This is a genomic window from Mycobacterium syngnathidarum (assembly GCF_001942625.1).
Classification (GTDB): domain Bacteria; phylum Actinomycetota; class Actinomycetes; order Mycobacteriales; family Mycobacteriaceae; genus Mycobacterium; species Mycobacterium syngnathidarum.
Map to the genome: position 1 here is coordinate 84,985 of NZ_MLCL01000061.1, position 26,193 is coordinate 111,177.

General features: G+C 67.2%; 28 protein-coding genes. 11 read left to right on the plus strand and 17 right to left on the minus strand.

Going from position 1 to position 26,193, the window contains the following annotated elements; translation table 11 throughout:
• Window positions 1-8 precede the first annotated feature (8 nt).
• Window positions 9-461, plus strand: coding sequence for a nitroreductase family deazaflavin-dependent oxidoreductase (locus tag BKG60_RS15415; RefSeq protein WP_070944102.1), 453 nt, complete (start codon window positions 9-11; stop codon window positions 459-461).
• Here BKG60_RS15415 and BKG60_RS15420 read toward each other — a convergent pair.
• Genes BKG60_RS15420 through BKG60_RS15430 form a run of 3 tightly spaced genes read right to left on the minus strand, consistent with a single transcriptional unit; the run spans window position 458 to window position 2,700 of the window.
• The gene (locus BKG60_RS15420) at window positions 458-1,273 is read right to left on the minus strand and encodes a DUF4097 family beta strand repeat-containing protein (protein WP_070944103.1); all 816 of its coding nucleotides are present in this window, start codon (window positions 1,271-1,273) and stop codon (window positions 458-460) included. The two genes, BKG60_RS15415 and BKG60_RS15420, sit on opposite strands and share 4 nt — an antisense overlap.
• A 20-nt stretch (window positions 1,274-1,293) precedes the next feature.
• Window positions 1,294-1,773 (minus strand): histidine kinase, encoded by a 480-nt coding sequence (locus BKG60_RS15425; protein WP_070944104.1) that lies wholly within the window; start codon window positions 1,771-1,773, stop codon window positions 1,294-1,296.
• A gap of 57 nt (window positions 1,774-1,830) precedes the next feature.
• Complete coding sequence (locus BKG60_RS15430; protein ID WP_070944105.1) at window positions 1,831-2,700, minus strand: TIGR03619 family F420-dependent LLM class oxidoreductase; 870 nt, start codon at window positions 2,698-2,700, stop codon at window positions 1,831-1,833.
• 47 nt (window positions 2,701-2,747) lie between these two features.
• Here BKG60_RS15430 and BKG60_RS15435 point away from each other — a divergent pair, with 47 nt between their 5' ends.
• A complete protein-coding gene (locus tag BKG60_RS15435) occupies window positions 2,748-4,082 on the plus strand; it encodes a cryptochrome/photolyase family protein (RefSeq protein ID WP_070944106.1) in 1,335 nt (444 codons plus the stop codon).
• Window positions 4,083-4,169: 87 nt separating this feature from the next.
• On the plus strand, window positions 4,170-4,424 hold the full coding sequence (locus BKG60_RS15440) for a DUF2631 domain-containing protein (RefSeq protein ID WP_070944107.1): 255 nt from the start codon (window positions 4,170-4,172) through the stop codon (window positions 4,422-4,424).
• A 22-nt stretch (window positions 4,425-4,446) separates the two neighbouring features.
• Here BKG60_RS15440 and BKG60_RS15445 read toward each other — a convergent pair whose 3' ends face one another.
• Entirely contained in the window at window positions 4,447-5,313 is an 867-nt protein-coding gene (locus BKG60_RS15445; protein WP_070944177.1) for an acyl-CoA thioesterase, read from the minus strand.
• Window positions 5,313-5,900 carry a hypothetical protein gene (locus BKG60_RS15450; protein WP_131827520.1) on the minus strand — a complete coding sequence of 196 codons (588 nt, stop codon included), beginning with the start codon at window positions 5,898-5,900 and terminating at the stop codon, window positions 5,313-5,315. Before BKG60_RS15450 ends, BKG60_RS15445 begins: the two co-directional genes overlap by 1 nt.
• A 206-nt stretch (window positions 5,901-6,106) precedes the next feature.
• Between BKG60_RS15450 and BKG60_RS15455 the strand changes: the two genes are divergently transcribed.
• The gene (locus BKG60_RS15455) at window positions 6,107-6,814 is read left to right on the plus strand and encodes a DUF427 domain-containing protein (protein ID WP_070944108.1); all 708 of its coding nucleotides are present in this window, start codon (window positions 6,107-6,109) and stop codon (window positions 6,812-6,814) included.
• A 27-nt stretch (window positions 6,815-6,841) separates the two neighbouring features.
• Window positions 6,842-7,336, plus strand: a complete 495-nt coding sequence (locus tag BKG60_RS15460) for a polyketide cyclase (RefSeq protein WP_070944109.1) — start codon at window positions 6,842-6,844, stop codon at window positions 7,334-7,336.
• Window positions 7,337-7,345: 9 nt separating this feature from the next.
• On the opposite strand, the gene BKG60_RS15465 is transcribed toward BKG60_RS15460, so the two are convergent.
• The 8 genes from BKG60_RS15465 to BKG60_RS15500 form a co-directional block, all read right to left on the minus strand.
• Window positions 7,346-8,587, minus strand: a complete 1,242-nt coding sequence (locus BKG60_RS15465) for a MinD/ParA family ATP-binding protein (RefSeq protein WP_075909753.1) — start codon at window positions 8,585-8,587, stop codon at window positions 7,346-7,348.
• A gap of 162 nt (window positions 8,588-8,749) precedes the next feature.
• Window positions 8,750-9,673, minus strand: a complete 924-nt coding sequence (locus BKG60_RS15470) for an alpha/beta hydrolase (RefSeq protein ID WP_070944110.1) — start codon at window positions 9,671-9,673, stop codon at window positions 8,750-8,752.
• A 3-nt stretch (window positions 9,674-9,676) separates the two neighbouring features.
• On the minus strand, window positions 9,677-11,209 hold the full coding sequence (locus tag BKG60_RS15475; RefSeq protein ID WP_075909754.1) for a flavin-containing monooxygenase: 1,533 nt from the start codon (window positions 11,207-11,209) through the stop codon (window positions 9,677-9,679).
• Window positions 11,191-11,895, minus strand: coding sequence for an SDR family NAD(P)-dependent oxidoreductase (locus BKG60_RS15480; protein ID WP_242671605.1), 705 nt, complete (start codon window positions 11,893-11,895; stop codon window positions 11,191-11,193). The genes BKG60_RS15475 and BKG60_RS15480 overlap by 19 nt, the downstream gene beginning before the upstream one ends.
• 38 nt (window positions 11,896-11,933) lie before the next feature.
• The gene (locus BKG60_RS15485; RefSeq protein WP_075909756.1) at window positions 11,934-12,719 is read right to left on the minus strand and encodes an HpcH/HpaI aldolase family protein; all 786 of its coding nucleotides are present in this window, start codon (window positions 12,717-12,719) and stop codon (window positions 11,934-11,936) included.
• The gene (locus tag BKG60_RS15490; protein WP_075909757.1) at window positions 12,716-13,684 is read right to left on the minus strand and encodes a zinc-binding dehydrogenase; all 969 of its coding nucleotides are present in this window, start codon (window positions 13,682-13,684) and stop codon (window positions 12,716-12,718) included. Before BKG60_RS15490 ends, BKG60_RS15485 begins: the two co-directional genes overlap by 4 nt.
• Window position 13,685: 1 nt before the next feature.
• Window positions 13,686-14,915 (minus strand): cytochrome P450, encoded by a 1,230-nt coding sequence (locus BKG60_RS15495; RefSeq protein WP_075909758.1) that lies wholly within the window; start codon window positions 14,913-14,915, stop codon window positions 13,686-13,688.
• Between the two features lie 8 nt (window positions 14,916-14,923).
• Window positions 14,924-15,628, minus strand: a complete 705-nt coding sequence (locus tag BKG60_RS15500; RefSeq protein ID WP_075909759.1) for an NIPSNAP family protein — start codon at window positions 15,626-15,628, stop codon at window positions 14,924-14,926.
• Between the two features lie 75 nt (window positions 15,629-15,703).
• Here BKG60_RS15500 and BKG60_RS15505 point away from each other — a divergent pair, with 75 nt between their 5' ends.
• Together BKG60_RS15505 and BKG60_RS15510 are read left to right on the plus strand one after the other, a co-directional pair.
• Window positions 15,704-16,570 (plus strand): SMP-30/gluconolactonase/LRE family protein, encoded by an 867-nt coding sequence (locus tag BKG60_RS15505; RefSeq protein WP_075909760.1) that lies wholly within the window; start codon window positions 15,704-15,706, stop codon window positions 16,568-16,570.
• Between the two features lie 9 nt (window positions 16,571-16,579).
• Window positions 16,580-17,401 (plus strand): thioesterase family protein, encoded by an 822-nt coding sequence (locus BKG60_RS15510; protein ID WP_075909761.1) that lies wholly within the window; start codon window positions 16,580-16,582, stop codon window positions 17,399-17,401.
• Between the two features lie 13 nt (window positions 17,402-17,414).
• Here BKG60_RS15510 and BKG60_RS15515 read toward each other — a convergent pair whose 3' ends face one another.
• The 3 genes from BKG60_RS15515 to BKG60_RS15525 all read right to left on the minus strand — a co-directional run bounded on the left by BKG60_RS15515 (window position 17,415) and on the right by BKG60_RS15525 (window position 20,109).
• On the minus strand, window positions 17,415-18,374 hold the full coding sequence (locus tag BKG60_RS15515) for an IS481 family transposase (protein ID WP_083650305.1): 960 nt from the start codon (window positions 18,372-18,374) through the stop codon (window positions 17,415-17,417).
• Between the two features lie 106 nt (window positions 18,375-18,480).
• Window positions 18,481-18,828 carry an alpha-hydroxy-acid oxidizing protein gene (locus BKG60_RS32695; protein ID WP_083650307.1) on the minus strand — a complete coding sequence of 116 codons (348 nt, stop codon included), beginning with the start codon at window positions 18,826-18,828 and terminating at the stop codon, window positions 18,481-18,483.
• Between the two features lie 24 nt (window positions 18,829-18,852).
• The gene (locus tag BKG60_RS15525) at window positions 18,853-20,109 is read right to left on the minus strand and encodes a cytochrome P450 (protein ID WP_075909763.1); all 1,257 of its coding nucleotides are present in this window, start codon (window positions 20,107-20,109) and stop codon (window positions 18,853-18,855) included.
• Window positions 20,110-20,197: 88 nt separating this feature from the next.
• On the opposite strand from BKG60_RS15525, the gene BKG60_RS15530 reads away from it, so the two are divergent.
• Both BKG60_RS15530 and BKG60_RS15535 read left to right on the plus strand, forming a co-directional pair.
• A complete protein-coding gene (locus BKG60_RS15530) occupies window positions 20,198-20,731 on the plus strand; it encodes a TetR/AcrR family transcriptional regulator (RefSeq protein WP_075909772.1) in 534 nt (177 codons plus the stop codon).
• A gap of 35 nt (window positions 20,732-20,766) precedes the next feature.
• Window positions 20,767-22,980, plus strand: a complete 2,214-nt coding sequence (locus BKG60_RS15535) for a glycoside hydrolase family 3 C-terminal domain-containing protein (RefSeq protein WP_075909764.1) — start codon at window positions 20,767-20,769, stop codon at window positions 22,978-22,980.
• Here BKG60_RS15535 and BKG60_RS15540 read toward each other — a convergent pair.
• Window positions 22,968-24,149, minus strand: a complete 1,182-nt coding sequence (locus BKG60_RS15540) for a CaiB/BaiF CoA transferase family protein (RefSeq protein WP_075909765.1) — start codon at window positions 24,147-24,149, stop codon at window positions 22,968-22,970. The two genes, BKG60_RS15535 and BKG60_RS15540, sit on opposite strands and share 13 nt — an antisense overlap.
• Before the next feature lie 54 nt (window positions 24,150-24,203).
• Between BKG60_RS15540 and BKG60_RS15545 the strand changes: the two genes are divergently transcribed.
• Window positions 24,204-25,343, plus strand: a complete 1,140-nt coding sequence (locus BKG60_RS15545) for a phosphotransferase (protein WP_070944122.1) — start codon at window positions 24,204-24,206, stop codon at window positions 25,341-25,343.
• 43 nt (window positions 25,344-25,386) lie between these two features.
• Window positions 25,387-25,944, plus strand: coding sequence for a TetR/AcrR family transcriptional regulator (locus BKG60_RS15550; RefSeq protein ID WP_070944123.1), 558 nt, complete (start codon window positions 25,387-25,389; stop codon window positions 25,942-25,944).
• Window positions 25,945-26,193: the final 249 nt, after the last annotated feature.

A 26,193-nucleotide genomic window follows, 5' to 3' on the forward strand; every position in this document is an offset into this window, starting at 1 on the left:
CACGAGGCATGTCAGAGCACACGAGCGAGCCGCAGCCACCACGCTGGCTCAAGCCGATGAACAAGGTGATGATGGCGGTGCAGCGCCTCGGACTCCCGACCGGGCCTGCCATGGTGCTGACCGTCCCTGGGCGCAAGACCGGCAAGCTCCGCAGCACACCGATGACGCCGTTCGACCACGACGGTGGCCTGTACACGGTGGCGGGCTACCCCGGCGCGGACTGGGCGGCCAACGCCCGTGCGGCCGGCGCCGGAACCCTGACGCGGGGCCGGCGGTCTCGGAACGTCAGGATCGTCGAACTGACGCCGGACCAGTCGCGGCCGGTGCTGCGAGCGTTCGCAGCCAAGGTTCCGGTAGGTGTCGGCTTCGCCAAGCGCAGCGGCCTGGTGGTCGACGGCACACCCGACGAATTCGAGTCATTGGCAGGGCGCTTGGCGGTGTTTCGGTTCGATCCCGCCTAGTCGCGGCGACCGGAAACCGGCTCGACGGCCCGACGGATCGAGATGTCTCCGGAACCGGTACGGGCCTGCAGCATGAACGTCTGCTCGCCGTCGACCGGGCCGTCGGAGGACTGCAAGCCGTTGTCGACGGTGCCCGAGTGGGTCTTGAGTTCGAGACGTGCGGCGGTGCCCTCGGGAATGCCGACTTCGACCTCACCGCTGCCGGTTTGCGCGCGTAGCCCACCGGTGGCGGCGTCGGTCACCGTGACCGAACCCGATGCGGCCTGATGCTTGGCGTGCCCACGCAACCTCCCGATGGTGAGGCTGCCGCTGGCCGCCTGGAACCTCACATCCCCCTCGATCCGGTCGATCGTCGCGTCCCCGGATGCCGTGGCAATCCGGGCGTTGCCCTCCAGATCACCGACCGCGACATCTCCGGACGCGGTGTCCGCCTTCATATTTCCGGAAACGGTTGCCACCCGAAGCGGACCGCTGGCCGAAGCGAATCGGCAGTCCGAGTACACGCCGTCCGCATCGACACCGGCCGATGCCGACGAGATGTCGAGCCGGGAGCCTGTGGGCAGTTCGATGTCGACCCGCACCGCTCCCCCACGACCCAGTGGCAGGAGCTTTCTGCCTGCCGTCACCACGAGAGTGCCGTTGTGGAAATCGATGCGGGCCTGCTCAGCCGCCCGCACGTCGGAGGCGCGTTCGGGATCACGCGGCGTGATGTCGATGACGGTGTCGTCGCGGTCGGTGGCCGCCAGGTGCACGGCCCCGGCCCCCACCTCGACGACAGCCGTGATGGGTTCAGGCGTGTGGAACGTGGGCATCGGTTTCTCCTGTCGTTCGGTCAGCGGACCCAGCCGCTGAAACTCTTGCCGGCGGAACGGGTTTGGCGCCCGGCCTCGCCGAGGGCGGACGTGGCAGCGCGCACGAGCCAGGCGTTGACGGACACACCGTCGCGGCGGGCGGCACCCTCCACCCCGGCGCGCAGGCTCTCGGGCAGCCGAAGGGACACCCGCCAGGTACCGCCGCTGCCGTCGTCGTCGGGAACGTCCATGACAGGCTGCAGCGCAGGCGTGTCGGCTTCGGCGGGCTCGACGGTGAACTCGGGGTCGCGGCCGTTGAGCCGGACATGTACCGATCCGGGCGCGAGTTCCCGCGTGATCTGCTCGGCTGCCTCGGACAGGGCTTCCAGCAGCGCGAGCCGCAGCGCCGATTCGAGCGGGGCGGTCAACCGCTGGGCCAGCGCCTCGGCCTCGACGCCTCCCGCTGCGGCGGCAACTCCGAGTTCATGCCGGACAGCGTCGACATACGGCTGCAGATCCATGCTGCCATGATGACATCACAATAATGTCATCGCAAGCGTCATTTTGATGTGACGGCGCTACCTCACCCTGGCGATCACGGTCTCCGCGAACTGCTCGATGGGTCCGCGGAATCGGTCGATACCGGTCGCGCCGTTGGGTGTGGTGAGCCATGGGGCGCACATCACCGCGGTGATGCCGAGCTCCTCGGCCCGCTTGTACAGATCCGGCGAGGGTGGATCGAGCAGCGCCAGGATGATGTCGAACGGCTCGTTCTCCCGGCCGTATTCGCGGCGGAGCTCGGTCAGGCGGGCGGTGTAGCCCGCGGCCCGCTCCAGCGTGTACGCGTAGCCGACCCACCCGTCGCACGTGCGGGCAGCGCGCCGCAGCGCCGTCTCCGACTCACCGCCGCACAGAATCGGCACCGGGGCAGGCGGGTGCGGTTCGATCATCATCTCGGGAACCGAGTAGTACTGCCCTTCGTACGACACCCAACCGCCGCGCCACAGTTCGCGCAGTGCCGGGATCATCTCGTCGAGCCGATTGCCACGCGTGTCGAAATCTTGGCCCAGGAGCTCGAACTCCTCCCGCATCCAGCCGACGCCGACGCCGAGCGAAACCCGCCCGCCGGAGATCACCGCGGCCGTCGCCACCTGCTTGGCGACCTCGAGCAGTGGACGCGCGGGTGCCACGTAGATGGCGTTGGAGAACTGCAGCCGGCGCGTGAGCGCAGCCAGCGCACCGATCAGTACCCAGGAGTCCGGCCAGCCGGTCTCGGGTCCCCACGGCGGCTTACCCGTCGCCGAGTCCGGGTACGGCGAGGACAGTTCGCGCGGGTAGATCATATGATCCGAGCAGACCATGCCGTGGTAGCCGGCCTCGTCGAGCAACGGCGCCACCGTCAGCGCGTCGGCGGTGTCCATGAATGCCGTGCCGCTCCAAAACTGCATCTGAAACCTTCCGTGTGTTTTTCGGTGTGGACGGGAAGCATGTAGGCATGCCCACGCTGCTCTGGTTCCGGCGGGATCTGCGCTGTCATGATCATCCGGCCCTGCTGGAGGCCGCACGGCCCGACGGCGCGGTACTGGCCTGCTACGTGCTCGATCCGCGGTTGGAGGCATCCGCGGGCGCGCGGCGCCTGCAGTACCTGTACCGGGCGTTGCGCGAGCTGTCCGAGAACCTCGACGGAAATCTGCTGGTGACCCGCGGCTGTCCGCAAGAGCGGATACCGGCGCTGGCCCGTGCCGTCGGCGCCGCCTCGGTACACATCTCGCAGGACTGTTCGCCGTTCGGGCGGCGGCGCGACGAAACGGTGCAGGCGGCCCTCGGCGAAACCGACCTGTGCGCAACGGGATCGGCTTACCTGGTGTCGCCGGGCCGGATAACCAAATCTGACGGCACGCCGTATCAGGTGTTCACACCGTTCTTCCGGGCCTGGCGCCGGCAGGGCTGGCGCGCTCCGGCAGATTCCGGGCCCGGCTCGGCACGGTGGATTGCCCCGGTCCAGATACCCGCCGGCATCGGAGATCAGGTCGAGATTCCTTCCACCACCATGGATCTGACATTTGGCGTAGGCGAGAGCGCGGCGAGGCTTCAGTGGCGGGAATTTGTGGAGGAGGGCTTGGCCGGCTATCCAGCCCGGCGCGACCGCCCAGACCTCGACGCCACCAGCCGGATGTCGGCGCACCTCAAGTTCGGCACCATCCACCCTCGGACCATGGCAGTCGACCTCGATTCCGGCAACGATGCCTATCTGCGGGAGTTGGCCTTCCGCGATTTCTATGCCGCGGTCCTGCACCACTGGCCCGACAGTGCATGGCAGAACTGGAACCACGACTTCGATGCGATCGAAGTGGACGACGACAAGTCCGCCCGGCGGGCATTCGAGGCATGGAAGGCCGGCCGTACCGGTTTTCCGATCGTCGATGCCGGTATGCGCCAGCTGTCCGCCACCGGTTTCCTGCACAACCGGGTGCGCATGATCGTGGCTTCGTTCCTGGTCAAGGATTTGCATCTGCCCTGGCAATGGGGTGCGCGCTGGTTCCTCGAGCAGTTGATCGACGGCGATATGGCCAACAACCAGCACGGGTGGCAGTGGGCCGCCGGCTGCGGGACCGACGCCGCACCGTACTTCCGCGTCTTCAATCCGGACCTGCAGGGCGCGAAGTTCGATCCGGACGGCGCCTACATCCGGCGCTGGGTCCCGGAATTGGCCGACGTGGCCGACGTGCACAAGCTGGGCAGCGACCGGCCGTTGTCGTACCCGGAACCGATCGCCGACCACGCCGAAGAGCGACTTGAGGCGCTGCGCAGGTACCGACGCCTGGGTTGACCCCCCACGGCCGGCATACGACACAGCGTCGTATGCCAGAATGTCCGCAAGCCAAACCAGAAGCCAGTTCGATCCGGAGGAGCAACCGTGGCCAGCACCGAGGTGGAGCGCAACAACGGCGTCGACGTCGAGGAAGTGCCCTCGGCAGCGTGGGGCTGGTCGGACCTGAACATCAAGGTGATCCATCTCGGCGGCATCTTGTCCGCTCTCTTCCTGCTGGTCATGATGCGCGGCAACCATGTCGGACACGTGGAGAACTGGTTCCTCATCACCTTCGCCGCCCTGATCTTGCTGGCAGTGGTCCGCAACATCTGGATGCGTCGGCGCGGCTGGATTCGCTGACCGCACACCGTGGATGCCGGCCCTACAACCGGGCCGGCGCATCAATCGAAGTATCCAGCTGCCGCATCGGGCGAATCAGCCCTTCCTGGACGAATGACGCCAGCAGCTCACCGTCCTCGGTGTGCACCTGGCCGCGGACATACGACATCCCCCGCCCGGCCGCGGTGCTCTCGTGGCTGTAGAGCAGCCAGTCTTCCCACTCCACAGTTTCGTGGAAACTGATCGACGTCGACAATAGCGCCGTCGACACCGTCGCGTGCGCTTGCGCCGTGCCGACCCCGCGATGGGGTCGCATCGTGGTCGAGATGCCGAGTTGCCCGGTGAAGTACGCCAACAGGGCCTTGGCGAGGTCGTCACGGGCGGGGATCGGATCACAGCGCAGCCAGGCATAGAGTTCGGGCGGCCCCACCTCGTCAGGACTGTTGACATCGACGACGTCGACCAGCCGCAACTCGTGGCCGGCCATGGCCTGCCGCGCCGGATGAGCGTCGTCAGGCGTGTTTACGTCGGGCCGCAACGCGTGATGGCTGACCACATCGGGCGTGGGCACGTCGGCCAGCACCGTCACGGTGGCACACAGCCGTGACCCCTGCCCGACGGCAACGACCGCAGTTGCCGTCGAGCGCCCCTGATGCGCGACGTCGAGGGTCAGCTCGACCGTCGAGTCGATCTCGACCGGCCGGGTGAAGACGGCGTGTGCCGACCGAATCGTTTTGTCCGGGAACCTCTTTGCCGTCGCGACGATGGCCTGGCCCAGCGCTTGCGTTCCTTTGGCCACCTGCCGGCCGTCGGTCCCGGCCGGTCCGGTCACGCCGACGAATCGATCCGGACCGGCGGCCGTCACGTCGAAAACCTCCAGCAGGCCCGCGACCGACGCCCCCATCGGCATCAACACACCGGGACCAGCTCGGCGTCGAGCAGCCCTGCCGACCGCCCGCACCGGAACAAGCTCTCCATCCCGCCCGCCGATCCCGAGTCCGCCCCGACGACGGCCAACGCGTGGGCTTTGAATGCCTGCGCGGCTGCGCTCGGGCGATACTGAACCCGCTGGACCGGTCCCCCGAAATCCGGTGCGTGCGACCCGAAGAAGAGCACCGTACCGGCGGGGTCCCGCACGACGAGCCCATGGTCGCCGGATTCGAATCGAGAGGTGCCGATCACCGTCATCGCCACCGACTCCGCCTCCACCGGACGCCACAACGCATTGAGCCCAACAGCTTTCAGGCCGAGGATGCGCAGCGCACGCCCGTCGTCACCCTCTCCGAGGGCGACGCTCACCCGCCAGCCGGCCATCGCCCGGTCGAACAGCCATCCCCCGACACCGGACACGGTGTCGGCGACATCGGCTGCCAAGACGTTCAACTCGTACCGCAGCGCCTTGGCCGGCCGCACCTGCGGCCGATCGAACCGGACGTCGAGCGTGTTACCGCCGCGCACCTCGGACAACTGCGCGGACATTCCTGACTGTGGGGACATAAGGCATCCAATCCGGGTCCAAGGCCTCATCGGCCGGCACTCTCGACAGGGTGGTGCGGTGTGGGTCACCTCACCCAACAGCGTGACATTCTCCGGAGAATCTGTAAAGCTTCTATCGGGACGCAAAATTTGGTCGATCCATGACCGCCGATGCGTCCCACGGATGCGCCCGGATCCGGTCGATCAGCCAAATTGGAGGTGCGGCAATGAGTCTCGTCGCAGGGCGCGGCCCATTGAGTAAACAACCGGCCGGTTGGTTCACGCCCCCGCTGGCCGAGCGGTCCGTCTACATCGAGCCGCACCCGCGCCGCATCCAGGCCTTCCGCGGCACCACCGCAGTGCTCGACACCGAGCACGCCCTGATGGTGCACCGTGCCGGCCACCCGCTCAGCTACGCATTTCCCGGCGATGAGGTCCGCGATCTTCCCAGTGAGGCGGTGGCCGAGGCACCGGGATATGTCGCGGTGCCGTGGGACGCCGTCGACGCCTGGTTCGAGGAGGGCCGCAAGCTGGTGCACTACCCGCCCAACCCGTACCACCGCATCGACTGCCGACCTACCCACCGCGGCCTACGGGTGAGCGCCGGCGACGCCGTCCTCGTCGACACCGACGAGACGGTGATCGTTTTCGAGACGGCCTTGGAGCCACGGCTGTACGTGGATCCCGCGCACGTCCGCACCGAGTTGCTGCAGTCCAGCCAGACCACCTCGTACTGCAACTACAAAGGCACGGCAACCTACTGGTCGGTGGTCACCGGCGACACCGTCATAGCGGATGTGGCGTGGAGCTATCCCGACACCCCGCCAGAGTCCCTGCCCATCCAGGGGTTCCTGAGCTTCGACCCGACCCGCGTGGACGTGCTGGCCGACCTGCCCTCAACCGGGACGTCGACCACGTGCGGGTGCCACACCTGACCCGAAAACCGAAGAAAGCGAACACCATTGGGCATCGTGACCACCAGCTCCGAAACGGCATTCACCCAATCCGCCGAGGAGATCTACGACTTCGTCACCAATCCGGCGAACTGGGTCAAGACGTATCCGGGCAGCGCGCACATCGGCGGGCTGCCCGAGCGGCTGCCGCTACAGGTCGGTGACACCTGGACCGAGTCCGGGCCCGACGGCGCACGCATCTACACCTGGCATCTGGCGATCGCCATGCGACCGCGCATGTGGGTGTTCAACTCGGTCGGCCGGCTCGGACACGACCGCGACGGAAACGGCGGCCACGAAGGCCGCATCACCGTGCAGTACCAGTTCACCCGCCCGGGCCACGACATCACGCTGTTCAGCCGCACGATGACCATCGAGGCCTATAAAGACGCCCCGCTGCCGGATGCACTGTTCCGGGTGGTCAACCCGGCCAACATCGACGCTTACCACGCCGCGGTGGCCCGGGAGCTGGCGCTCGGTGGCGAATCAAGCCACCGCGGCTGAGCCCGCGAATCAGGCCAGCGCGGCGCCGCCCTCGAAATCGTCCGACAGCGCGGCCGCGAGTTCCAGGGTGCGGCGCCGGAACCGGGGCCGCAGCAGGTCGAAATGGATCTCGGTGCCGGCGGCGATGTGCTTGTCCCAGGGCAACACGAACACCCGGCCGGGCGCCACATGCTTCTGGAACTGATGCACCAGGTCGCCGGTGTCGACGTTCGGCTTGCCCGGCCCGACGTGGTTGACCACAACGCAGGAGCGGTTCAGCAGATCCTGGTAACCGTTGTGGCGCAGCCAGTCCATGGTGACCGCGGCCTGCCGGGCGCCGTCGATCGAGGCACTGGCCACGATCACCGCACCCGAGACCGTCGCCAGCACTCCCCGGCCCGCCGGGGCGAACATGTCCGCCGCGCAGTCGGCCAGGACCAGGTTGTAGTGCTTGGAGACTGCTGAGGTCGCGGCATTCCAGTCGGCGTCGTTGAAGGCCCGGCTCGCGCCGCTGTACTCGTCGCTGGACAGCACCTCCAGCTTCGACTCGTTCATGCTGGTGAAGGCTCGAACATCGTTGTAGCGCGACAAATCCTTGGCGGCCAGCAGGTCGCCGACCGTCGCCGCGGACTGTCGTCCCACCCGGTCGGCCAGGTTGCCGCCGGCCGGATCGGCGTCGACGGCGAGGATCCGGTCGCCGCGGACCGCGGCCAGTACCGAGCCCAGCGCGACGGTGACGACGGTCTTGCCCACGCCGCCCTTCAACCCGAAGACGCCGATCTGGTGGGATTCGCGAGCCGTGCGGCGAACCCTGGCGTACAGATCCAGTTCGTAGAGTTCGTCGCGGGAGAGCCCGAGGTTGAGGCGGGTGGTCGCGTAGACCGCACGCCGCCAGCCGCGGCGTGGCTGCATCTTGACCGAGGAACGCACGCCCACGCGAGAGAGGTTGTCGATGGCGCGCGCCTCGCCCGGTGCGGCCGCGGGGATCGGCTGTTCCAGGATCCAGCTTCCGGCCGACGACGATCCGCTGATCGGACGACCGGACACCACCGGGGGAAGCTTGGTGGTGATCTCGGCTTCGCGGGGAGCAGCGAAATTCGAGGTCAGCACTACCGGTGGCGTCGATACCCGGGCGTCGCCGTGCCGGGACCGCCCGTTCGGCAGCGCCGCGACCGGTCCGCCGAGCAGGGCGTCCAGCCCGCCGTACGCCAGCGGCTCCCTGGCGTGTTTGGCATCTCCGGAGTACATGAGCCGGTCGTCATCGGCCGACATGTTTACCTCTCAATCGCTCACTCACCGCCGGCACATCCCGGTTGACGCACCGGCCGCGTCGATTGTCCGCGCGAGTTTCACTTGCAAACAGACCTGCATTATTGCCCACAACGTCGATGACAACCACCGCCCCGCATGCTCCTGGGCGGCACAGCTACCAGCTCAACCGTGCAGCGCGCGGCGCAGCGCGGCGCCCTGCAGCGCAAAGAGTTGTTGACTGACCTCCCAGTCCGGAAGCAGCGAATCGAAGCCGTGGCAGGTCCCCGGGAACAGATGGAGTTCGGTGGCAACGCCGTCGGCCAACAGCCGGCGTGCATAGTCGAGCGCCTCGTCACGCAGCGGGTCGAGCTCCGAACAGGTGATCAGCGCCGGCGCCACACCCGCCAATCCCTCGGATCGGGCGGGCACCGCTGACTCCGGCACCTCCCGCCCGCCGGCATAATGTCGCCACATCGCGCCGGTGGCCGGGCCGTCGAAACCGGGGGTGTCGGTGAACTCCTCCTTCGACCGGGTGAGCCGGTCGTCGAGCACCGGCTGGTGCAGGGCCTGGAACACCACCGGCGGCGCCGAGCCGGCTGCGGAGTACTGCGCCAGCAGCGCTGCCAGAGCCCCGCCGGCGCTGCTGCCGGCGACTGCGATACGCGCCGCGTCGATGCCGAGCTCGTCGGCCAGTGTGGCCGCCCAGTTGAGCACCACCGTCGCGTCGTCGACGGCAGCCGGATAGGGATGCTCGGGCGCCAATCGGTAATCCATCGCGATCACCGTGCAGCGGGCCCGCCGAGCCAACTCCACACATTGAAGCTGGTCGGTGTCGAGGTTGCCGAGGACGAACGCGCCCGAATGGCAGTAGAGAACCGCGGGCGACGGCGACGGCCCGCCCCGATAGATCCGCACCGGGATCGTGCGCCGTCCGAGCGCGACGCGGGCCCCGACGATCTCCACCCCCGGGGTGTCAAGGACCTGCGCGGCGTCGCGTCGGCGCTGATCCAGCGAGGCACGCACCACGCCCAACTGGTCGGTGGCCAAATCGGTGCGTGCCTCGGCAAACCCCCGCAGTGCGGGGTCGAGGCGCTCCAGCCAGGCCATGGCTCAGCCGTCCGTCCGATCGGCGGCCGCGGTGACCTCGGCCGGATAGTTGGTGGGCGGTTCGAAAGTGTAGTCGGCGGACCGGAACCGCCGTGTCATCGTCCAGAATGCGCGGGCACTGCGCGGCCACTGGGTGACCACCCGTCCGCTCGGTGCCCGGAAATAACTGCTGCACCGGGTCAGCCACACCGTGCCCTGCATCCACCGGTCGATGTCGGCCAGGAACGCGGCCACGGCACTGGGACGTACCGCCAGATATGACTTGCGTTTGCGCCGAAGGTGTTTCAGGGCCCGCACCACGTAGCGAGCCTGCGCCTCCAGGATGAAGATCACGCTGTTGGAGCCGACGTTGGTGTTGGGCCCGTAGAGCATGAAGAAGTTGGGGAAACCGGGCACCGCCATCCCCAGGTACGCGAATGCCCCGTCGCTCCAGGTGTCGTGCAGCGATACCCCGTGCTCCCCGATCACCTCGATCTGTCCCAGGTAATCGGCGGCGGCATAGCCGGTCGCGCACACCACCACGTCGACGTCGAGCTCCCGACCGTCCTCGGTGACCAGCGACCGGGCCCGCAGCGCACGGGCCGGGCTGGATACCACCTCGACGTTCGGCTTCGTCAGGGTTGCGATGAAATCCGGCGAGAACACCAGTCGCTTGCAGCCCAGCGGATGGTCCGGGGTGAGCCGGGCCCGCAGTTCCTCGTCGGCCACGGTGGATTCGAGAAGGCCCAGCGCCAGGGCCTTGAACTGCTGGGTCTTGTCACTGCCATTTTCGATGACGGCGATGTTGGACTCGCTTCGCAGCCAGAGCCGGGTCCGGTAGATCTTCTTCGCGAACGGCACGTGGGCGAACAACCAGCGTTCCCGCTCGGTATACGGACGGTCGGGTTTCGGCAGCACCCAGGTTGCCGACCGCTGCACCGAGTACACCTTCTCGGCGACCTTTGCCATTTCCGGAACTACTTGTGAGGCAGTCGATCCGGTACCGAGTACGGCCACCCTGGCACCTTCGAGGTTCACGTCGTGGTCCCAGTCGGCGGTGTGCATGACCGTTCCCGTGAACGGTTCCTCGGCCACCAGGTCGGGTTGCAGTGGCTGGGTGAACAGGCCGATCGCCGAGACCACGACGTCGAAACGATGCCGCGTTCCCGCCGCCGTGGTGAGCACCCAATTGGCGGCGCCGGCATCCCAGCGCGCCGCGGTGATCTCGGTGTTCAGTCGCAGATGCGGGCCCAGACGGTAGCGCTGTGCACACCGCTCGAAGTACGCCAGGATCTCCGGTTGTCCGGCCCACAACCGGCTCCAGTCGGCGTTGAGATCGAAGGAGTACGAGTACAGGTGCGACTTCACGTCGCAGGCCAACCCCGGATAGGTGTTGATCCGCCAGGTTCCACCGACCCCGTCCTCGCGGTCGAAAATGGTGAAGTCGTCGAAACCTGCCTTCTTCAGGAAGATTCCGAGCGCCAGACCGCCTGGTCCGGCTCCGATGATCCCTACAGACGGTGAGACCGACACCGGCCCTATCCGATCTGCAGACATTGGCCGCCGTCGACGATGAGCTCCGAGCCGGTGATGAACGCCGCCTGGTCCGACAACAGGAAGGCGACCACGTCGGCCATCTCGCTCGGCTTGCCCAGCCGCCCCAACATCGCCCGCTGCGCCAGCCGGGCCTGGGTGGGCTCGTCGAGCATCGGTGTTTCGACGGGGCCGGGAAAGATCGCGTTCACCCGGATCCCGTCCCGCCCGAGCTCGGCGGCGGCCACCTGGGTGAGCCCGCGCAGCGCCCACTTCGATGAGCCGTAGGCAGCGTGGCGTGGAAACGGACGGATCGCACCGGTGCTGCAGGTGTTCACCACCGCGGCGTTGTCCGCCCGCCGCAGCGGTTCGAGCGCGGCCTGCAGTCCCAGGAAGGGCCCCAGGCAATTCGCCCGCCACAAACCCTCGAAGCCGCTCGGGGTCTCCTCTGCGATCGAGGCACTGTGCAGCACACCGGCGTTGTTCACCAGTGCGTTGAGCCCGCCGAAGCGTGACACGGTGGCCGCCACTGCCGCCTGCCAGTGCTCGGGCGACGTCACGTCCAGTTCGACCGCCAACACACTGTCGCCGAATTCGGTTGTAGTAGGGACGAGTTCGTCGATCAGGTGATCCCCGGCGGTCACGTGGTAACCGTCGGTCACCAGTCGGCGCACGATGGCCGCGCCCTGGCCCCGCGCGGCCCCCGTCACCAGTGCGACCCGGTCCCCGCCCGGTGCTGCTGCTGCGTTCAGTTGTAGCCTCCTCGTTCGGTGGCCGGTACGGCCTGTCCTACGGCTTCGTTGAGATGCTCGGCGGCGCCGCGGCGCAACGCCTGCGATTCCGAGGCCAGGGTGATCATCTGGAAACCCAAGCCGGCCATCACGTTTCCGAGCCTGCCTGTGCCGGCGTGGATTCCGGCGACCAGCCCGGCCGCGCGCGCAGCGGCCTGGATCTTGACCATCGCCGCCCGCACCTCGGGGTGGGTCCAGGCGTCGGAGAGTTGGTACCCCATCGAAATGGCCAGGTCCGCCGGGCCCACGTAGATCCCGGTGAGCCCGGGCACCGCCGAGATTTCGTCGGCGGCGGCCAGGCCCTGTGCCGTCTCGATCATCGCGAACACGCTCACCCGGCCTTCCAACTCGGCGGTGTCATGTCCCAGACTCGCCCGTAGCGGCCCGAAGCTGCGGACGCCGGCCGGGGCGTACCGGGTGGCTGCGACCGCCGCAGCGGCCTGATCGGCTGATTCCACCATGGCGATGATCACCGCGTCGGCACCCGCATCGAGCACCCGGCCGATCGGCGCCGGATCGGCCGAGGGAAGTCGCACCGCGGTGGCGATCGGCACGTGCTCGAGCCGGCGTAGCAACAGTGCCACGTCGGCATCGTCGAGATAGCCATGCTGGACATCGAACCCGACGTAGTGGTATCCGGCCGCCGCGAACTCCTCGGGGCCCAGGATCGTCGGCCCCACCACCCAGCCGCCCCAGATCTGGGCGTTGGCAACCAGCGCGTCCTGCAGCCTGCTGGGGTTCATCGGGTGATCGCGATCTTGACGCGCTCGGGCATTGGACGGCAGGCGAGTTCGAACGCCGCCGGCACGTCGTCTGAGCCGAAAGTGTGGGTGACGTAGGCGGGCAACAGGTCGGGATGCTCGCGGGCGAACTCGTCGGCTCGGCGCAGCACGCGCTGACGGTCCAGCGTCACACCGGATTTCAGGGTGAGGTTGTTGCGCAGCATGGTGCGCATGCTGATCGGATAGCTGTCGTCGTCGGGTACGCCAAAGTAGAACACCGTGCCGCCGAAGGCCGCGGCTTCCAACGCGTGGTTGAGCGTGGCGACCTGATGCCCGACGGCCTCGATGACGACATCGGGCTTGCCGTCCGGCCCCAGGTGCCTGACCCAGCGGTCGCTCGTGGCCCGGACCGTGTGATCAACGCCGAAACGGGTGCCCACCGAAGAGCGGTCCACCGGGTCCACCCCGGTGACCTGCGCGGCGCCGAACGCCTTTGCCACATAAGAGAAAAGCAGCCCGATCGAACCCTGCCCGATGACCGCGACGTGGCGGCCTGCCAGGTCCGGCAGTTGCTCGACGGCGTACAGGACGCAGGCCAGCGGTTGCAGGCCGACGGCGAGCTCCGGGGCCAGGGCCGGGTCATAGGGCACCAGGCCGGCTCCGTCGGCGATCACGCGTTCCATCAGGCCGTCGAAGCCCGACGCCCACCCGACCACCCGCTCCCCCGGCCGGTGGTCCGGATGCCCGCTCGCCACCACCTCGCCGACGATCTCGTGGATCGGAAACCCGTTCATCTCTGCGGCGCAGCATCCGGTGTCTCCCGGCAGTTTCCCTTGGGTACCGCGGAATCCGGGCAGGTCGCTGCCACAGATCCCGGCGGAGAGGAAATCGAGCAGCACCTGGCCGTCGGCCAACGATTCCGGCGATGGTTCTGAAACCTCTTGCCGCTCAAACGTATACGGAGCGACGAGCCGATACGACCACACGTCACACCTCCACGGGAATGTTGTTCCAGCCCCACTGAAAACTCGACGGCGGCCGCGACGCCGCGGTCTCGTCGATGTGGTAATCGGGCACGCGCTTGAGGAATTCCTGGATCATGATGGTGATCTCCAGCCGCGCCACGTGCACACCGAGGCAGAAGTGCTGCCCATGCCCGAACGACAACAGCCGCTCGATGCGCCGGTTCCACACGAAGTCGTCCGGGTTCTCGTACTCCCGTTCATCCCGGGCCGCCGAGCCCAGCAGGGTGATGATGCGCTGTCCGGGGTTGACGGTGGTGCCGTGAACGGTGTAGGGCCGCCGCACGGTTCGGGCGAACCACTGTGCGGGGGCACTGTGCCGGATGATCTCTTCCCGCGCGACCGGCACGTTGCCCTCGAGATCGGCGCGCACCGCGGCCAACTGGTCAGGGTGCCGGAGCAACTGCCACAGCCCGGTCGCGGTGATCTTCGGGACCGTTTCGGTCCCGCCGATGAACACACCGAGCATCTGCACCGCGGCTTCGGTGTCCCCGAAACCCGACCCGTCGGGCAGCCTGTGCTCGATCAGGGCGTCGGCGATCGGCACGCTGCCGTCGTGACCTTCCGCGCGCCGCCGCTCGATGATCGGGGTGAGGTAGGACAGGTAGCCGGGACGGGCGTTGGCCACCTCGACACCTTCGCCCGGTTGCGCGAGGCTGCCGGCATTGACGGTGGCCAGCACCTCTGGCGCGAGATCGACTGGTAAACCGACGAACTCGCAGACCATGGCGGCGGCGACGATCCCGCCGTAATCCTGGGTCAGGTCGAACGCGCCGCGCGGCAGCAACTCGTCGAGGCGCTCGTTGGCCAGTGTCCTGATCCGCTCGGCCAATTTGGCCGCCGATCGCGGTCGGAACTGTGCCGACGTACACCGCCTGACATCCTCGTAGATCGGTGAATCGAAGTTGGCGTGGAAGGGCATGGGATGCAGCGGCGGATCGGGTACCGGGCCGTTGTTGCGGTGTGCCAGAACGTTAGCGGCCGGCAGCGTCCCCTCGGATGCGACGAAGGTCCCGTCGTTGACCCCGAGCATGTTCCAGATGTCCTCGAAGCGGGACAACGCATAGGTGTCCCACTTGTCGATGTAATACACCGGATATTCGTCGCGCAATATCCGGTAGTACGGCAACGGGTCGGACATCACTTCCGGATCGAACGGATCGTAGGTGAAGTCCCGCAGCACAGGATGATTCATGGCCAAACCTATTTCAGTGGCGAGGGCGGCAGGGCTGAAAGGATGGAATCCTCCCAGCCGTCGCGCAGCGCGGGGGCCACGCTCATCCAGGTGACGATCTCAGCGGGCGGATTGCCCTTCCACGACGGGTAGTGGTTTTCGAAGCAGTCCCAGTCATCGTCGAGCGCCCAATAGTGGATCACCTCGTTGAACCTGAAGGTGGTGATGAAAGAGCCCAGCCAGCGCTTACCGGTGCTTTCCGACCACGGCACGTACAGCCGCTCGAGCTCCCGGATGTAGTCGTCCTGGCGCCCGGGCTTGGTCTCCATGATCTCCTGGATCACCAGGCCCGCGCCGAAGTTCGCTTCCCTCAGCTGCGCGAGGGTCCGGTTGTACTTGCCGGCGTACATGATTCGGCCCTCACCGCGGGCTCCGACCTCGGACAGGTATGCCGCCCACCGCAGTGCCGGCTTCTCATGACTGCCGCCGGCTGCCTGCGCTTTCCCGATCCGGGCATAGTCGGAGAACGCGTCGATCTCCCAGATGATCGTCACCTGCGGCCAGTGCCCGTTGTAGGGCGTGGTTTCCCAGATCGCGAACAATCGGGCGCCGAGATCCTCCATCATCGGCTGGTAGATCTCCCCGAACGGGCCGGTGAATTGGTCGGTGCGCCCCGACCCCAGGTCGATGGTCTCGTGCAAATACAGCAGCGTGTGGCCATAGAACTTCTTCATCACGACGCCCCGATAGTTGACAGTGGCACCATGCGAGCGTGACACTTAGGGCGTGTTTTGTAAAGGTGTGTGGAGATGACGGCAGAAACCGACCAGGCCGGGACAACCGAACTGGCGCATGGTTTCTGTTTCGGCGAAGGGCCGCGATGGTTCGAAGGCCTGCTGTGGTTTTCCGACATGCTGGGCGAAGCCGTACACACCGTCACGTTGTCAGGCTCCATGACCACCCTGCCCGTCGCAGGACATTCCCCGTCCGGCTTGGGTTTCGGGCCCGACGGCACCCTGCTGATCGCGTCCACCCAGCGCAGGCAGGTGTTGCGCTACGACGGCGACACCGTCGAGCTGCTGGCCGATCTCAGCGACCTGGTCCCCGCGCCGCTCGGTGACATGGTGGTCGACGAGCACGGCCGGGCCTATGTCGGGTCCCAGGCCCGCACCCGCGGGGTGATCGTGCGCATCGACCCCGATGATCGGGTGAGTGTGGTGGCCGAGGATCTCGACTTTCCCAACGGCATGGTGATCACCCCGGACGGCGCCACCCTGATCGTCGCCGAGTCCACCGCGCGACGCCTCACCGCTTTCACCATCGCTGCCGACGGCGACCTCACCGACCGGCGGGTGTTCGCCGAGGGACTCGACGGCCCGCCGGACGGCCTCGCGGTCGACGCCGAGGGCGGGGTGTGGGCGGCATTGACCTTGGCGCAGGAATTTCAGCGGTTCGCCCCGGACGGCTCCGCGGTCACCGACCGCGTCGACGCCGACGGCCGCACCGCGATCGCGTGCGCCCTGGGTGGTGTCGAGGGGCGCACCCTGTTCATGGTGACCACCACCGACGCCTATCCAGAACGGCTCATCGGCACCAAGCTGTCGCGGGTCGACGCGTTGATGGTCGAAACGCCCGCACCGGGCGATCACGACGCCGGCCACCATCACCACCACTGACAGGTAGACATGTCTGACTCTTACTACGAACTGATCGACGAGAGCGACGCGATCGGTGAAAAGTTCCGCGCGACCGATATGGCCCGGGGCACCTGGTCGGCGGCGATCCAGCACGGCGCGCCGGTGTCGGCGTTGCTGGTGCGGGCATTGGAACGCTGCGAGCACCGCGCCGACACCCGGTTGAGCCGGGTGGCCATCGATCTGATGGGCGGGGTGCCCGCCGACGGCGACCTGTGGGTGCAGGCCCAGCTGGAACGGCCGGGCAAGCAGATCGAACTGGTCAGCGCCGAGATGCTGGCGCCCGGGCCCGATGGCGCGCCCCGGGTCGTGGCGCGGGCCAGCGGGTGGCGCATGCTGCAACTGGACACCACCGCGGTCGCACACACCGGCGTCGAGCCGCTACCCCCGCTCGAGGAGGCGCGCAGCCGCGACATGGCCAAGAACTGGGAGCCCAACTACGTCCACAGCGTGGATTGGCGCTGGCTGACGGTACCGCAGGCGCCCGGCCCGGGTGAGTCCTGGCTCAAGCCGACGGTCGACGTGGTCAACGGCGAGCCGATGACGCCGTTGCAGCGGTTGTTCGCGGTCGCCGACGACGCCAACGGCATCGGCTCCAAGATCGACATCCGCAAGTGGACGTTCCTCAACACCGACCTGGTGGTGCACATCCACCGGGTGCCCGAAGGCGAGTGGATCGGCATCCGCGCCGATACCAACTACGGGCCCGACGGCATCGGTACCACGGTGGGCACGCTGTTCGACCAGACCGGCGCGGTCGGTGCGATCCAGCAGTCGGTGCTGGTGCGGCCCCGCCCCTCCCGAACGTCCTAGCTGTATCCGGCCATCAGGTTGGTTGCAGTCGGCTGACTGGTGGCAGACCTCCAAGTGCGCTGTGGCGTCGTTGAGTGTTGTAGAACTCGACCCAGGGTGCAAGGGCTCGGGCTCGGTCTGCGTTGGAGTTGAACACTCGGCGGTAGGACCATTCGCTTTGCAGGGTGCGGTTATAGCGCTCCACCTTGCCGTTCTGCCAGGGGCAGTGCGGTTTGATGAACAGATGTCTGGCGTGTAGTTCGTCGATGACCGCAGCGACAGCCGTTGAGCGCCGGTAGCTCAGATGGTTGTCGGTGATGACCCGTTCGATGCGCGGAATGCCTTGGGATTGAAAGTATTGCGCTGCCCGGGCGATGAACCCCGCACACGTCGATCCTTTCTCGTCGGCATGAATCTCTGAGTACGCGAGCCGGCTATGGTCATCGACCATCGAGTGCACGTAGTCAAATCCGATGCCGCGGCCGCGGACCTCTTCACGGCGGCCGTGGGCACGCCATCCGCCCCCGTCAGGGATGCGGCCGAGCTTCTTGACATCGACATGGACCAGTTCGCCGGGGCGATCGCGCTCGTAGCGCACCGCGGTGGCTTTGGATGCTTTGATCACCGCGCCGGTCATCGGATCGCAATCACGCAGGTAGGGCGCACCGCGACGGCGCAGTATCCGGGCCACCGTGCGGGCCGGGATTCCGAGCTCGGGGCCCAACCAGTCTTGGCCGCGGCGATGTTTGCGTCGGGCGGCGACCACTTGGCGTTCTACGCGTGCTGGGGTCTTGGTGGGGCTGCGGTGCGGTCGTGAGGACCGGTCGTGCAGTCCGGCTTCGCCTTCGGCCGCGAAACGGCTGATCCAGGTATGTACGCATTTGCGGGAGATGCCCATCGCCGAGGCGATATGGGCCTGCTTCCAGCCCTGCTGGTGTCGTTGCACGATCAGCATCCGCCCATGCAGAGTGGTGCGGGCATTACGGTGGGACACGAGAACCTCCGGGTTGGTGATGGGCCTTCGACAAGCCACACCTCACCCGGAGGTTCTCCTCACATCAAGCCAACACGCCCGCTACCAACGTCATGGCCGGATACACCTAGCGCCGAAGGTGTGAGGGGTTCAGGTCGGCGACGCCGGCCACACCCATCAGGGTCAGCGTCGAACGGATCTCGGCCGCCAGGATGTCGAGCACCGCACTCACGCCCGCCGCACCGGCCACCGCCAGTCCGTAGATGCAGGGGCAGGCATGAACCTGGCCCGCCTGGAGGCCCAGATCTTTCTCGAGGAGTTGATCGACACCGTGGGCGACTGACAGCTGGCCGGTCCGCTGGACTACGGCACCAACTACACGGTGCGCGGGCCGAGCCGGGTGTTGGTGGCGCTGGACTGATGCCCACCCGGCCAGTGGCCAGTTGCGACACAAATTCTTGGAAATCGTGTGCAATAACTGGCCACTCGGGCCGTGGGACTACGCGATGTGCGCAGGCACGCGCTTGATGCCGTGCACGAAGCTGCTGTACAGCAGTTCGGGCTCACCGAATTCGACGGTATTCAGCCGGGTCAGCAACTCGCGGAACAGATGTCGCAGCTCGGTCTTGGCCAGCTGGTTGCCCAGACAGAAGTGCGGGCCGCCGCCACCGAAGCCGATCTGCGGATTGGGTGAACGGCTCAGGTCGAAACGGCCGGGCTCGGTGAACACCGACTCGTCGCGGTTGCCCGAACAGTAGAACAGGCCCACCTTGTCACCGGCCCTGATCTGCTGACCGGCCACCTCGACGTCTTCGGTGGCATGCCGGGCGAATTGGATCACCGGGGTGGCCCACCGGACGAATTCCTCGGTGGCCAGCCCGATCCGATTGTCGAAATCTTCCAGCAGCCAATCCTTTTGGTCGGGATTGGCCGCCAAGGCCATCATCGCGTGAGTGGTGGTCTGTTTGGTGGTGTCGTTGCCGGCCGAGGCCAGCAGGATCAGGAATGCCCCGATCTCCTCGTCGGTGAGCCGGTGTCCGTCGACTTCGGCGTTGACGATGCTGGTCATCAGGTCGTCACCGGGATTGGCCCGCCGGAACTTGGCCAACTCCACCCCGGTGCCCGAGATCAGCATGATCTCGTTGATGGTGGCCGTCGCGCGCTCTTCGAGCGACGAGTACTCGTCATCGCTCATGCTGAATAACTTCTCGGCCGCCTTGGCCAGCGCCGGCTGATCGGCGGCCGGCACACCGAGCATGTCGGAGATAGTGCGCATCGGCAGCTGCGCGGAGCAGGCCTCGACGAAGTCGACGTCCCCGGCGCCGATCAGGTCGTCCACGATGGCGACGGCGTTGCGGTGAATCTGCTCTTCGATCTTGCGTACGTTCCGCGGGGTGAAGGCCGAGCTGATCAGGCGACGGTACGTGGTGTGCTGGGGCGGATCCATCATCAGGAAGAAGGTGGCGAACTTCTGCACGTCGGCCGGCATCGGATCGAGCGCAACACCCTGGGTCGAGGTGAACAGTTCGGGATGCTGGCTGACGAATTGGATGTCCGCGCGCCGGGTCACCGCCCAGAAGCCGGGCTCTTCGACGTCGAACAGTGTCGGTAGCGGCTGATGCCAGCTCAGGCCTTCACCGGCCCGCAACCGGGCGAAGGTCTCGTCGCGCTCGGCGAACGGCCGGCTCCAGAAATCGTGCGACGTGATGTCGAACGGGCTGTATTCGCGTGCCTGCGGTGAGCTGGCAATTGTCACGGTATTCCCCTCCTGCGCGGGCGTCCGACAGCGGTGTCGCGCCACGAATTAGCGTGACAGTTCGGCGATAGTTTGTAAAGCTGTGGACATGGCGGAAATATCGTCCATCGACGACGACAGCAGCACCCGCGGACGGATCCTGGCCGCCACCGCCGAAGTGCTCGGGGCCAACGGGAAGACCAAGCTCAGCCTGTCCGAGGTTGCCGCACAAGCCGGGGTATCGCGGCCCACGCTCTATCGCTGGTTCGCCTCCAAACAAGAGCTTCTCGACGCATTCGTGGTGTGGGAGCGCAAGTATTACGAACGGGCCGTGGCGCAGGCCTCCGCCGGCCTACCCGACGATGAACACCTGGATGCCGCGCTGCGCACCGTGGTCCAGTACCAGCAGTCCTACCCGGGGCTGCGCATGGTCGACATCGAACCCGAGCACGTCATCAAGCGGCTCGCCCAGGTGATCCCGCTGATGCGGGAACGGCTGCAACGCCTGACCACCGGACCGGATGCCGACATCGCCGCGGCCACCGCGGTGCGGGTGGCGGTCTCCCACTACCTGGTGCGTGGCGACGACGCCGACGACTTCCTGGCGCAGTTGCGCCACGCGGCGAGAGTCAAACATTCCTGACCAGCACTTGGCGCCCCGGCGCTACCCTGGGCTCGGTGAGCGATTCAGCTGATCCCATCGCCGGGCTTGACCTGACCGAACAGGCCGCGCTGGGCAGCGGCGCCAGTTTTTGGACCACCAAGGCGATCGGCCCCATACCGGCGATCGTATTGACCGACGGCCCCCACGGGGTTCGCAGGCAATCCGGTAGTGCCACAGACCATCTGGGCCTGTCCGGCAGTGAACCGGCAACCTGCTTTCCCCCGGCGGTCGGCCTCAGCCAGACCTGGGACCCCGAGTTGGTGGAGCGCGTCGGACAGGCGCTGGGCGAGGAAAGCCGCGCGCTCGGCGTCCATGTGCTGCTCGGCCCGGGAGTCAACATCAAGCGCGACCCGCGGTGCGGTCGCAACTTCGAGTACTACTCGGAGGATCCGCTGCTCTCGGGGAAGCTGGGCGCGGCGTGGGTGCGCGGGGTGCAGAGCCGCAGCGTAGGCGCATCGCTGAAACATTTCGCGGTGAACAACGCCGAGCACGACCGGATGCGGGCCAGTTCCGACGCCGACGCCCGCACCTTGCGTGAGATCTATCTGCGGACGTTCGAGATCGTGGTACGCCAGGCCCGGCCCTGGACGGTGATGTGTTCCTACAACCGGATCAACGGGGTGTACGCCTCGGAGAACCCGTGGCTGCTGACCACGGTGCTGCGCGGCGAATGGGGTTTCGACGGCGCGGTGGTCAGCGACTGGGGCGCGGTGGCCGACCGCGCCGCGGCCATGGCCGCGGGCCTGGATCTGGAGATGCCGACGACGGGAGGCGTCTCCGACGCCGAGGTGGTGCGTGCGGTGAGCGCCGGCACGCTGGACACCGCCACTGTCGCGCGGGCCGCAGGCCGGGTGGCGCAGCTCACCCAACGGGTCACCCAAACCGACAACACCGCTACATCTTTCGATGCCGATGCCCATCACCAGCTGGCACGTGAGGCAGCGCAGCGGGCCATCGTCCTACTGAAGAACGACGGCGATCTGCTTCCGCTGGCGCCGTCACCGCTGGCGGTCATCGGCGGATTCGCCCAGGAACCGAGATATCAGGGTGGCGGCAGCTCCCATGTGAACCCGACCCGGCTCGACATCCCGCTGGACGAGATCCGCAAGCTCACGGGCGATCACCCGGTGAGCCACTGCTCTGGAACCGACATCGCGGCTGCGGTGGCCGCCGCCGAATCTGCCGAATCCGCAGTCGTATTCCTCGGCCTCACTGCCGAAGAGGAGTCCGAGGGCTACGACCGCGAGCACATCGACCTCCCGGAAACCCAGCTCAAGCTGCTGCGTGCCGTGGTGCAGGCCCAGCCCCGCACCGTCGTGGTGCTGTCGCACGGCGGTGTGGTGCGTCTGGACGCCGTCGCCGGACTGGCCCCCGCCGTGGTGGACGGGGCCCTGCTCGGGCAAGCCGGGGGCGGCGCGCTGGCCGACGTGCTGTTCGGTGTCGTCAACCCGTCGGGCCGGCTGGCCGAGACCGTGCCGCTGAGGCTGCAGGACTGCCCGGCCTACCTCAACTTTCCGTCCGAAGCGGGCCATACCGTGTACGGCGAGCGGATGTTTGTCGGCTACCGCTGGTACGACACCCGGGACCTGCCGGTGGCGTTCCCGTTCGGCCACGGCCTGTCCTACACCCGGTTCGAGTACTCCGACCTGGCGGTCAGTACCGTCGACGCGGGATTGTCCGTGCGGCTGACGGTGACCAACACCGGTACCCGGTCAGGTCGTGCGGTGGTCCAGGTCTATGTCGGGCTACCCGGATCTTCCGTCGGGCGGCCGGTGAGGTGGCTGGCCGGATTCGGGGCGGTCACGCTGGAACCCGCGGAGCAACGTGCAGTCGAGATCTCCATCAGCCGAGACGATCTCGCGTATTGGAGTACCGATGCCGGGCGGTGGGTTGTCGAGACCGGCGAATACGCGGTCTGGGTCGGCGCGTCGAGCCGGGACCTGCGGTTGACGGCGGCGGTGACGGTGACCGGCGACGAGCCGACGCGCCCGTTCACCCGCGATTCCACCCTGGGCGAACTCCTCGCCGATCCGGTGGCGGCCCAGACCATCGCGGACATACTCAGTAGCGCCTCACCGTTCGACACCGGCGATTCCGCACTCGGCACGAATCTGCTGCGGATGCTGGAGTCGGTGCCGATCGGGCGGATGGTGGCGTTCTCGGCGGGCAAGGTCACCGGCGAGCAGCTCGACCAATTGCTGGCGAGCGTCAACGCTCAACGCTCCTGACCGCGGCGCAGCTCGGCCAGGATTTCGTCGGTGTGCGCGCCGAGCGCCGGCGCGACCGTGCGCGGCTGCCACGGAGTGGCCGAAAAATCGGCTGGGCTGGCCACCATCGGAACCGTCGAAATCCCGTCGGGCACTTCGACAATGCCTCCCGCGGCATGGAACTGCTCATCGGCGATCACATCGTCGAGGCTGTTGATCGGTGACCAGAAGAAGTCCGGTTCTGCATCGAACAATTGGGCCCAGTGGTCCATCGGATGGCCGGCGAAGATGCCGTCCAGCTGCCCGATCAGCTCGCGGGCATTGACGTATCGGTCGCGCGCCGTGGCGAACCGCGGATCGGTCAGCCAGTCTTCGCGGCCCACGACCCGGCACAGTGCAGGCCAGTGCCGGTCCCCTTGCAGCCCCACGATCCAGAAGCGTTTCCCGTCGCCGGTGATGTAGTTGTTCATGCACGGGTTGGCCATCGCCTCACGCTGGCCGATCGCGACCTGCTGCCCACTCATCAGCATGGTGTTGAGATCGAAGCTGACGGTGTAGGCGCCCTGGCGGTAGAGCGAGGTGCTGACCAATTGACCTGTCCCCGTGCGATTCCTGGCCAGCAAGGCGGCGCACACCGCGGCTGCCAGCGTCGTCCCGGCGGAGTGGTCCCCCATCCCGCCGCGCTGGAACGGCGGGGTGTCCCCCGGACGAGTGAGCAGATCGGCCAGCCCGGCGCGGGCCCAGAACGCGGCGACGTCGTAAGCCGCCCGGTCGGCTTCCGGTCCGGCCAGTCCGTAGCCGGTGATCAGGCCGTACACCAGGCGCGGATTGCGTACGGCCACGGTCTCGAAGTCCAGTTCGAGCCGACGCAATGCGGACGGCCGCACATTGGTGAGGAAAACGTCTGCGGTGGAAAGCAATTCGTTCGCGGTCTGCCGCCCTTCAGCAGTACCGAGGTCGAGCACGATACTGCGCTTGGAGCGATTGTCCATTTCGAACGGCGGGTTGGCAGCCACGCCGAGCTCGGGTTCCAGGCCGAGCATGCGACCGAATGTTCGCGCCGGGTCGCCTGACGGCGGTTCGATCTTGATCACGTCGGCGCCCCAGTCGGCCAGGAGCGCTCCGGCCGCCGGTGCGGCGACCCACACACCCAACTCGACGACCCGGAACCCCTCCATCGGACCCGCCATGCCGCTCCTTCCCAAACCGCTTTACAATCAGGCGCAAATTTGTAAACTTGGCCAATGCTCACACCGGCCCGTCGCCTCGTCCCTGCCGCCGGTCTGGCGGCACACATCGGCCACGGCGTGCAACGTATCGCAACAGACGCGGTCATCGGCCGCATGCGCGCACTGCCCCGCCGCGTGGCCGACCTCGACGCGGCCCACCTCTCTGACCTCACCGGCCGCAACGTCGAGTCGGTGTCGGTGGTCGGCGGCGACGCAGGCACGTCGTCGCGTGCCCGGCTGGCGCTGTCCGGCACCGGGGTCCCCGAATCCGTCTTCGTCAAGATGCCCGCCGAAACCGCGGCCACCCGCATGATGGGCGAGCTGGGTCGGCTGGGACATACCGAGGTTCGCTTCTACCAACAGCTGTCCGCGGGTCTGCCCGGCGTCCCCCGTGCCCATGGTGCGGCCTTCGACGCCCTCACCGGGCGGTACGTGCTGGTGCTGGAGGACCTGACTCTGGGCCCCTGCGAATTCACCGACACCTTGCACCCGCTGGACAAGGACCGCGCCGCGCGGACGGTGGAGCTGCTGGCCCGGGTACACGCGGCATTTTGGGGCAAGCTGCCGGACCGCAGTGGCAACGGGCCGTTGGGCTGGCTGTATTCGGCATCGGGCGATCACACGTCGTTGATGACCGGCTCGCTGCTGAAGTTGTCGGCCAAGCGACTCGCCGAGCGCACCGACATCCCCGTCGCCGACGGGCGGTTCATCGACGAGAACTACCGCGCGGCCGCACAGCTGCTGGACCGCCCGCCACACACCGTGATGCACGGCGACGCGCATCCGGGCAACCTGTTCTTCCGCAATGACGAGGCCGGCCTGCTCGACTGGCAGGCCGTGCGCCGCGGACATCCGGGCCGTGAACTGGCATACACCCTGGTCACCTGCATGACCACAGCCGATCGCCAGGCCGCCGAGCGGGATCTGCTCGACGAGTACCGTCGCGCGCTCGCCTCGGCCGGTGGTCCACAGCTCGATCACGACGAGCTGTGGGAGCGCTACCGCCTCGGCGCGGTCTATGCCTACGCCGCACCCGTCATCACCGCCGGCCTCGGCGGTATGCAGGACGAAGGCATCGCGATCGAAGGCGCGAGACGCGGTGTGGCGGCTTTGGCCGACCTGGAGACTGTGGCAATACTCAAGAAGTTGCTGTGATGGTCCTACCATTTGGTGAACCACGATCAACCAAGGCCTGGACGTGAATGAACCTGTACCCGCGCAGCGGGACGCACCAGTCGAAGACACCTCGACGCGCCATCGAATCCTGGTCGCGACCGCCGAGGTACTGGCCCGCAGCGGTCAGACCAAGCTCAGCCTCTCCGAGGTGGCGTTGCAAGCGGGGGTCTCCCGGCCCACGCTGTACCGCTGGTTCGCCGACAAACAGGAGCTGCTCGACGCGTTCGGCACCTACGAGCGCGAGATGTTCGACCACGGCATCAGCCGTGCCACCGTCGGGCTGCGGGGCACCGAGAAGCTCGACGCCGCACTGCGTTTCATCGTGCAGTATCAGCAGTCGTATTCCGGGGTCCGGCTGGTCGACATCGAACCCGAGGTCGTGATCGCCCAGCTGGCCAACGTCATACCGTTGATGCGGGCACGGCTGCTCAAACTCCTGTCGGGCGCCAACGCCCCGGTCAAGGCCGCCACCGCGATCCGGGTCGCGGTGTCGCACTACATCGTGCGTAGCGATGACGGCGATCAATTCCTGGCGCAGCTACGCCACGCCGTCGGCATCAAGCAGCCCGACTCCAACTGAGGGCTACGGTCTCAACTCTCGTTTCCGCATCTCCTTCCGCACTCCCAGCCACTCTGACCGGAAAATGCCTGAAGGTGAGTGGGCAGGCCGAAGGCAGCCGGCGCAGCCGGCTCTGTGTTTTGTGGTGTGCTTAGGCGGCGGGTTCGACGCTGACGCGGTAGCCCATGGCCGTCAGTTGGGCGATGTGGTTACGCATGCGGCGTTCGATGTTGACCCGCCGGGTGTAGTAGTCGGCTCCTAGGTCATGGA

Bases quoted from the DNA above. Each gene is read 5' to 3' on its own strand.
- BKG60_RS15530 (WP_075909772.1), top strand. From the start codon at position 20,198: ATGGCGGAAATATCGTCCATCGACGACGACAGCAGCACCCGCGGACGG.
- BKG60_RS15445 (WP_070944177.1), bottom strand. From the start codon at position 5,313: ATGCCGATGGGGGCGTCGGTCGCGGGCCTGCTGGAGGTTTTCGACGTG.
- BKG60_RS15425 (WP_070944104.1), bottom strand. From the start codon at position 1,773: ATGGATCTGCAGCCGTATGTCGACGCTGTCCGGCATGAACTCGGAGTT.
- BKG60_RS15475 (WP_075909754.1), bottom strand. From the start codon at position 11,209: ATGTCTGCAGATCGGATAGGGCCGGTGTCGGTCTCACCGTCTGTAGGG.
- BKG60_RS15505 (WP_075909760.1), top strand. From the start codon at position 15,704: ATGACGGCAGAAACCGACCAGGCCGGGACAACCGAACTGGCGCATGGT.
- BKG60_RS15465 (WP_075909753.1), bottom strand. From the start codon at position 8,587: ATGTCGGCCGATGACGACCGGCTCATGTACTCCGGAGATGCCAAACAC.
- BKG60_RS15435 (WP_070944106.1), top strand. From the start codon at position 2,748: ATGCCCACGCTGCTCTGGTTCCGGCGGGATCTGCGCTGTCATGATCAT.
- BKG60_RS15450 (WP_131827520.1), bottom strand. From the start codon at position 5,900: ATGTCCCCACAGTCAGGAATGTCCGCGCAGTTGTCCGAGGTGCGCGGC.
- BKG60_RS15540 (WP_075909765.1), bottom strand. From the start codon at position 24,149: ATGGCGGGTCCGATGGAGGGGTTCCGGGTCGTCGAGTTGGGTGTGTGG.
- BKG60_RS15545 (WP_070944122.1), top strand. From the start codon at position 24,204: ATGCTCACACCGGCCCGTCGCCTCGTCCCTGCCGCCGGTCTGGCGGCA.
- BKG60_RS15495 (WP_075909758.1), bottom strand. From the start codon at position 14,915: ATGAATCATCCTGTGCTGCGGGACTTCACCTACGATCCGTTCGATCCG.
- BKG60_RS15455 (WP_070944108.1), top strand. From the start codon at position 6,107: ATGAGTCTCGTCGCAGGGCGCGGCCCATTGAGTAAACAACCGGCCGGT.
- BKG60_RS15420 (WP_070944103.1), bottom strand. From the start codon at position 1,273: ATGCCCACGTTCCACACGCCTGAACCCATCACGGCTGTCGTCGAGGTG.
- BKG60_RS15510 (WP_075909761.1), top strand. From the start codon at position 16,580: ATGTCTGACTCTTACTACGAACTGATCGACGAGAGCGACGCGATCGGT.
- BKG60_RS15470 (WP_070944110.1), bottom strand. From the start codon at position 9,673: ATGGCCTGGCTGGAGCGCCTCGACCCCGCACTGCGGGGGTTTGCCGAG.
- BKG60_RS15430 (WP_070944105.1), bottom strand. From the start codon at position 2,700: ATGCAGTTTTGGAGCGGCACGGCATTCATGGACACCGCCGACGCGCTG.
- BKG60_RS15485 (WP_075909756.1), bottom strand. From the start codon at position 12,719: ATGAACCCCAGCAGGCTGCAGGACGCGCTGGTTGCCAACGCCCAGATC.
- BKG60_RS15500 (WP_075909759.1), bottom strand. From the start codon at position 15,628: ATGAAGAAGTTCTATGGCCACACGCTGCTGTATTTGCACGAGACCATC.
- BKG60_RS15415 (WP_070944102.1), top strand. From the start codon at position 9: ATGTCAGAGCACACGAGCGAGCCGCAGCCACCACGCTGGCTCAAGCCG.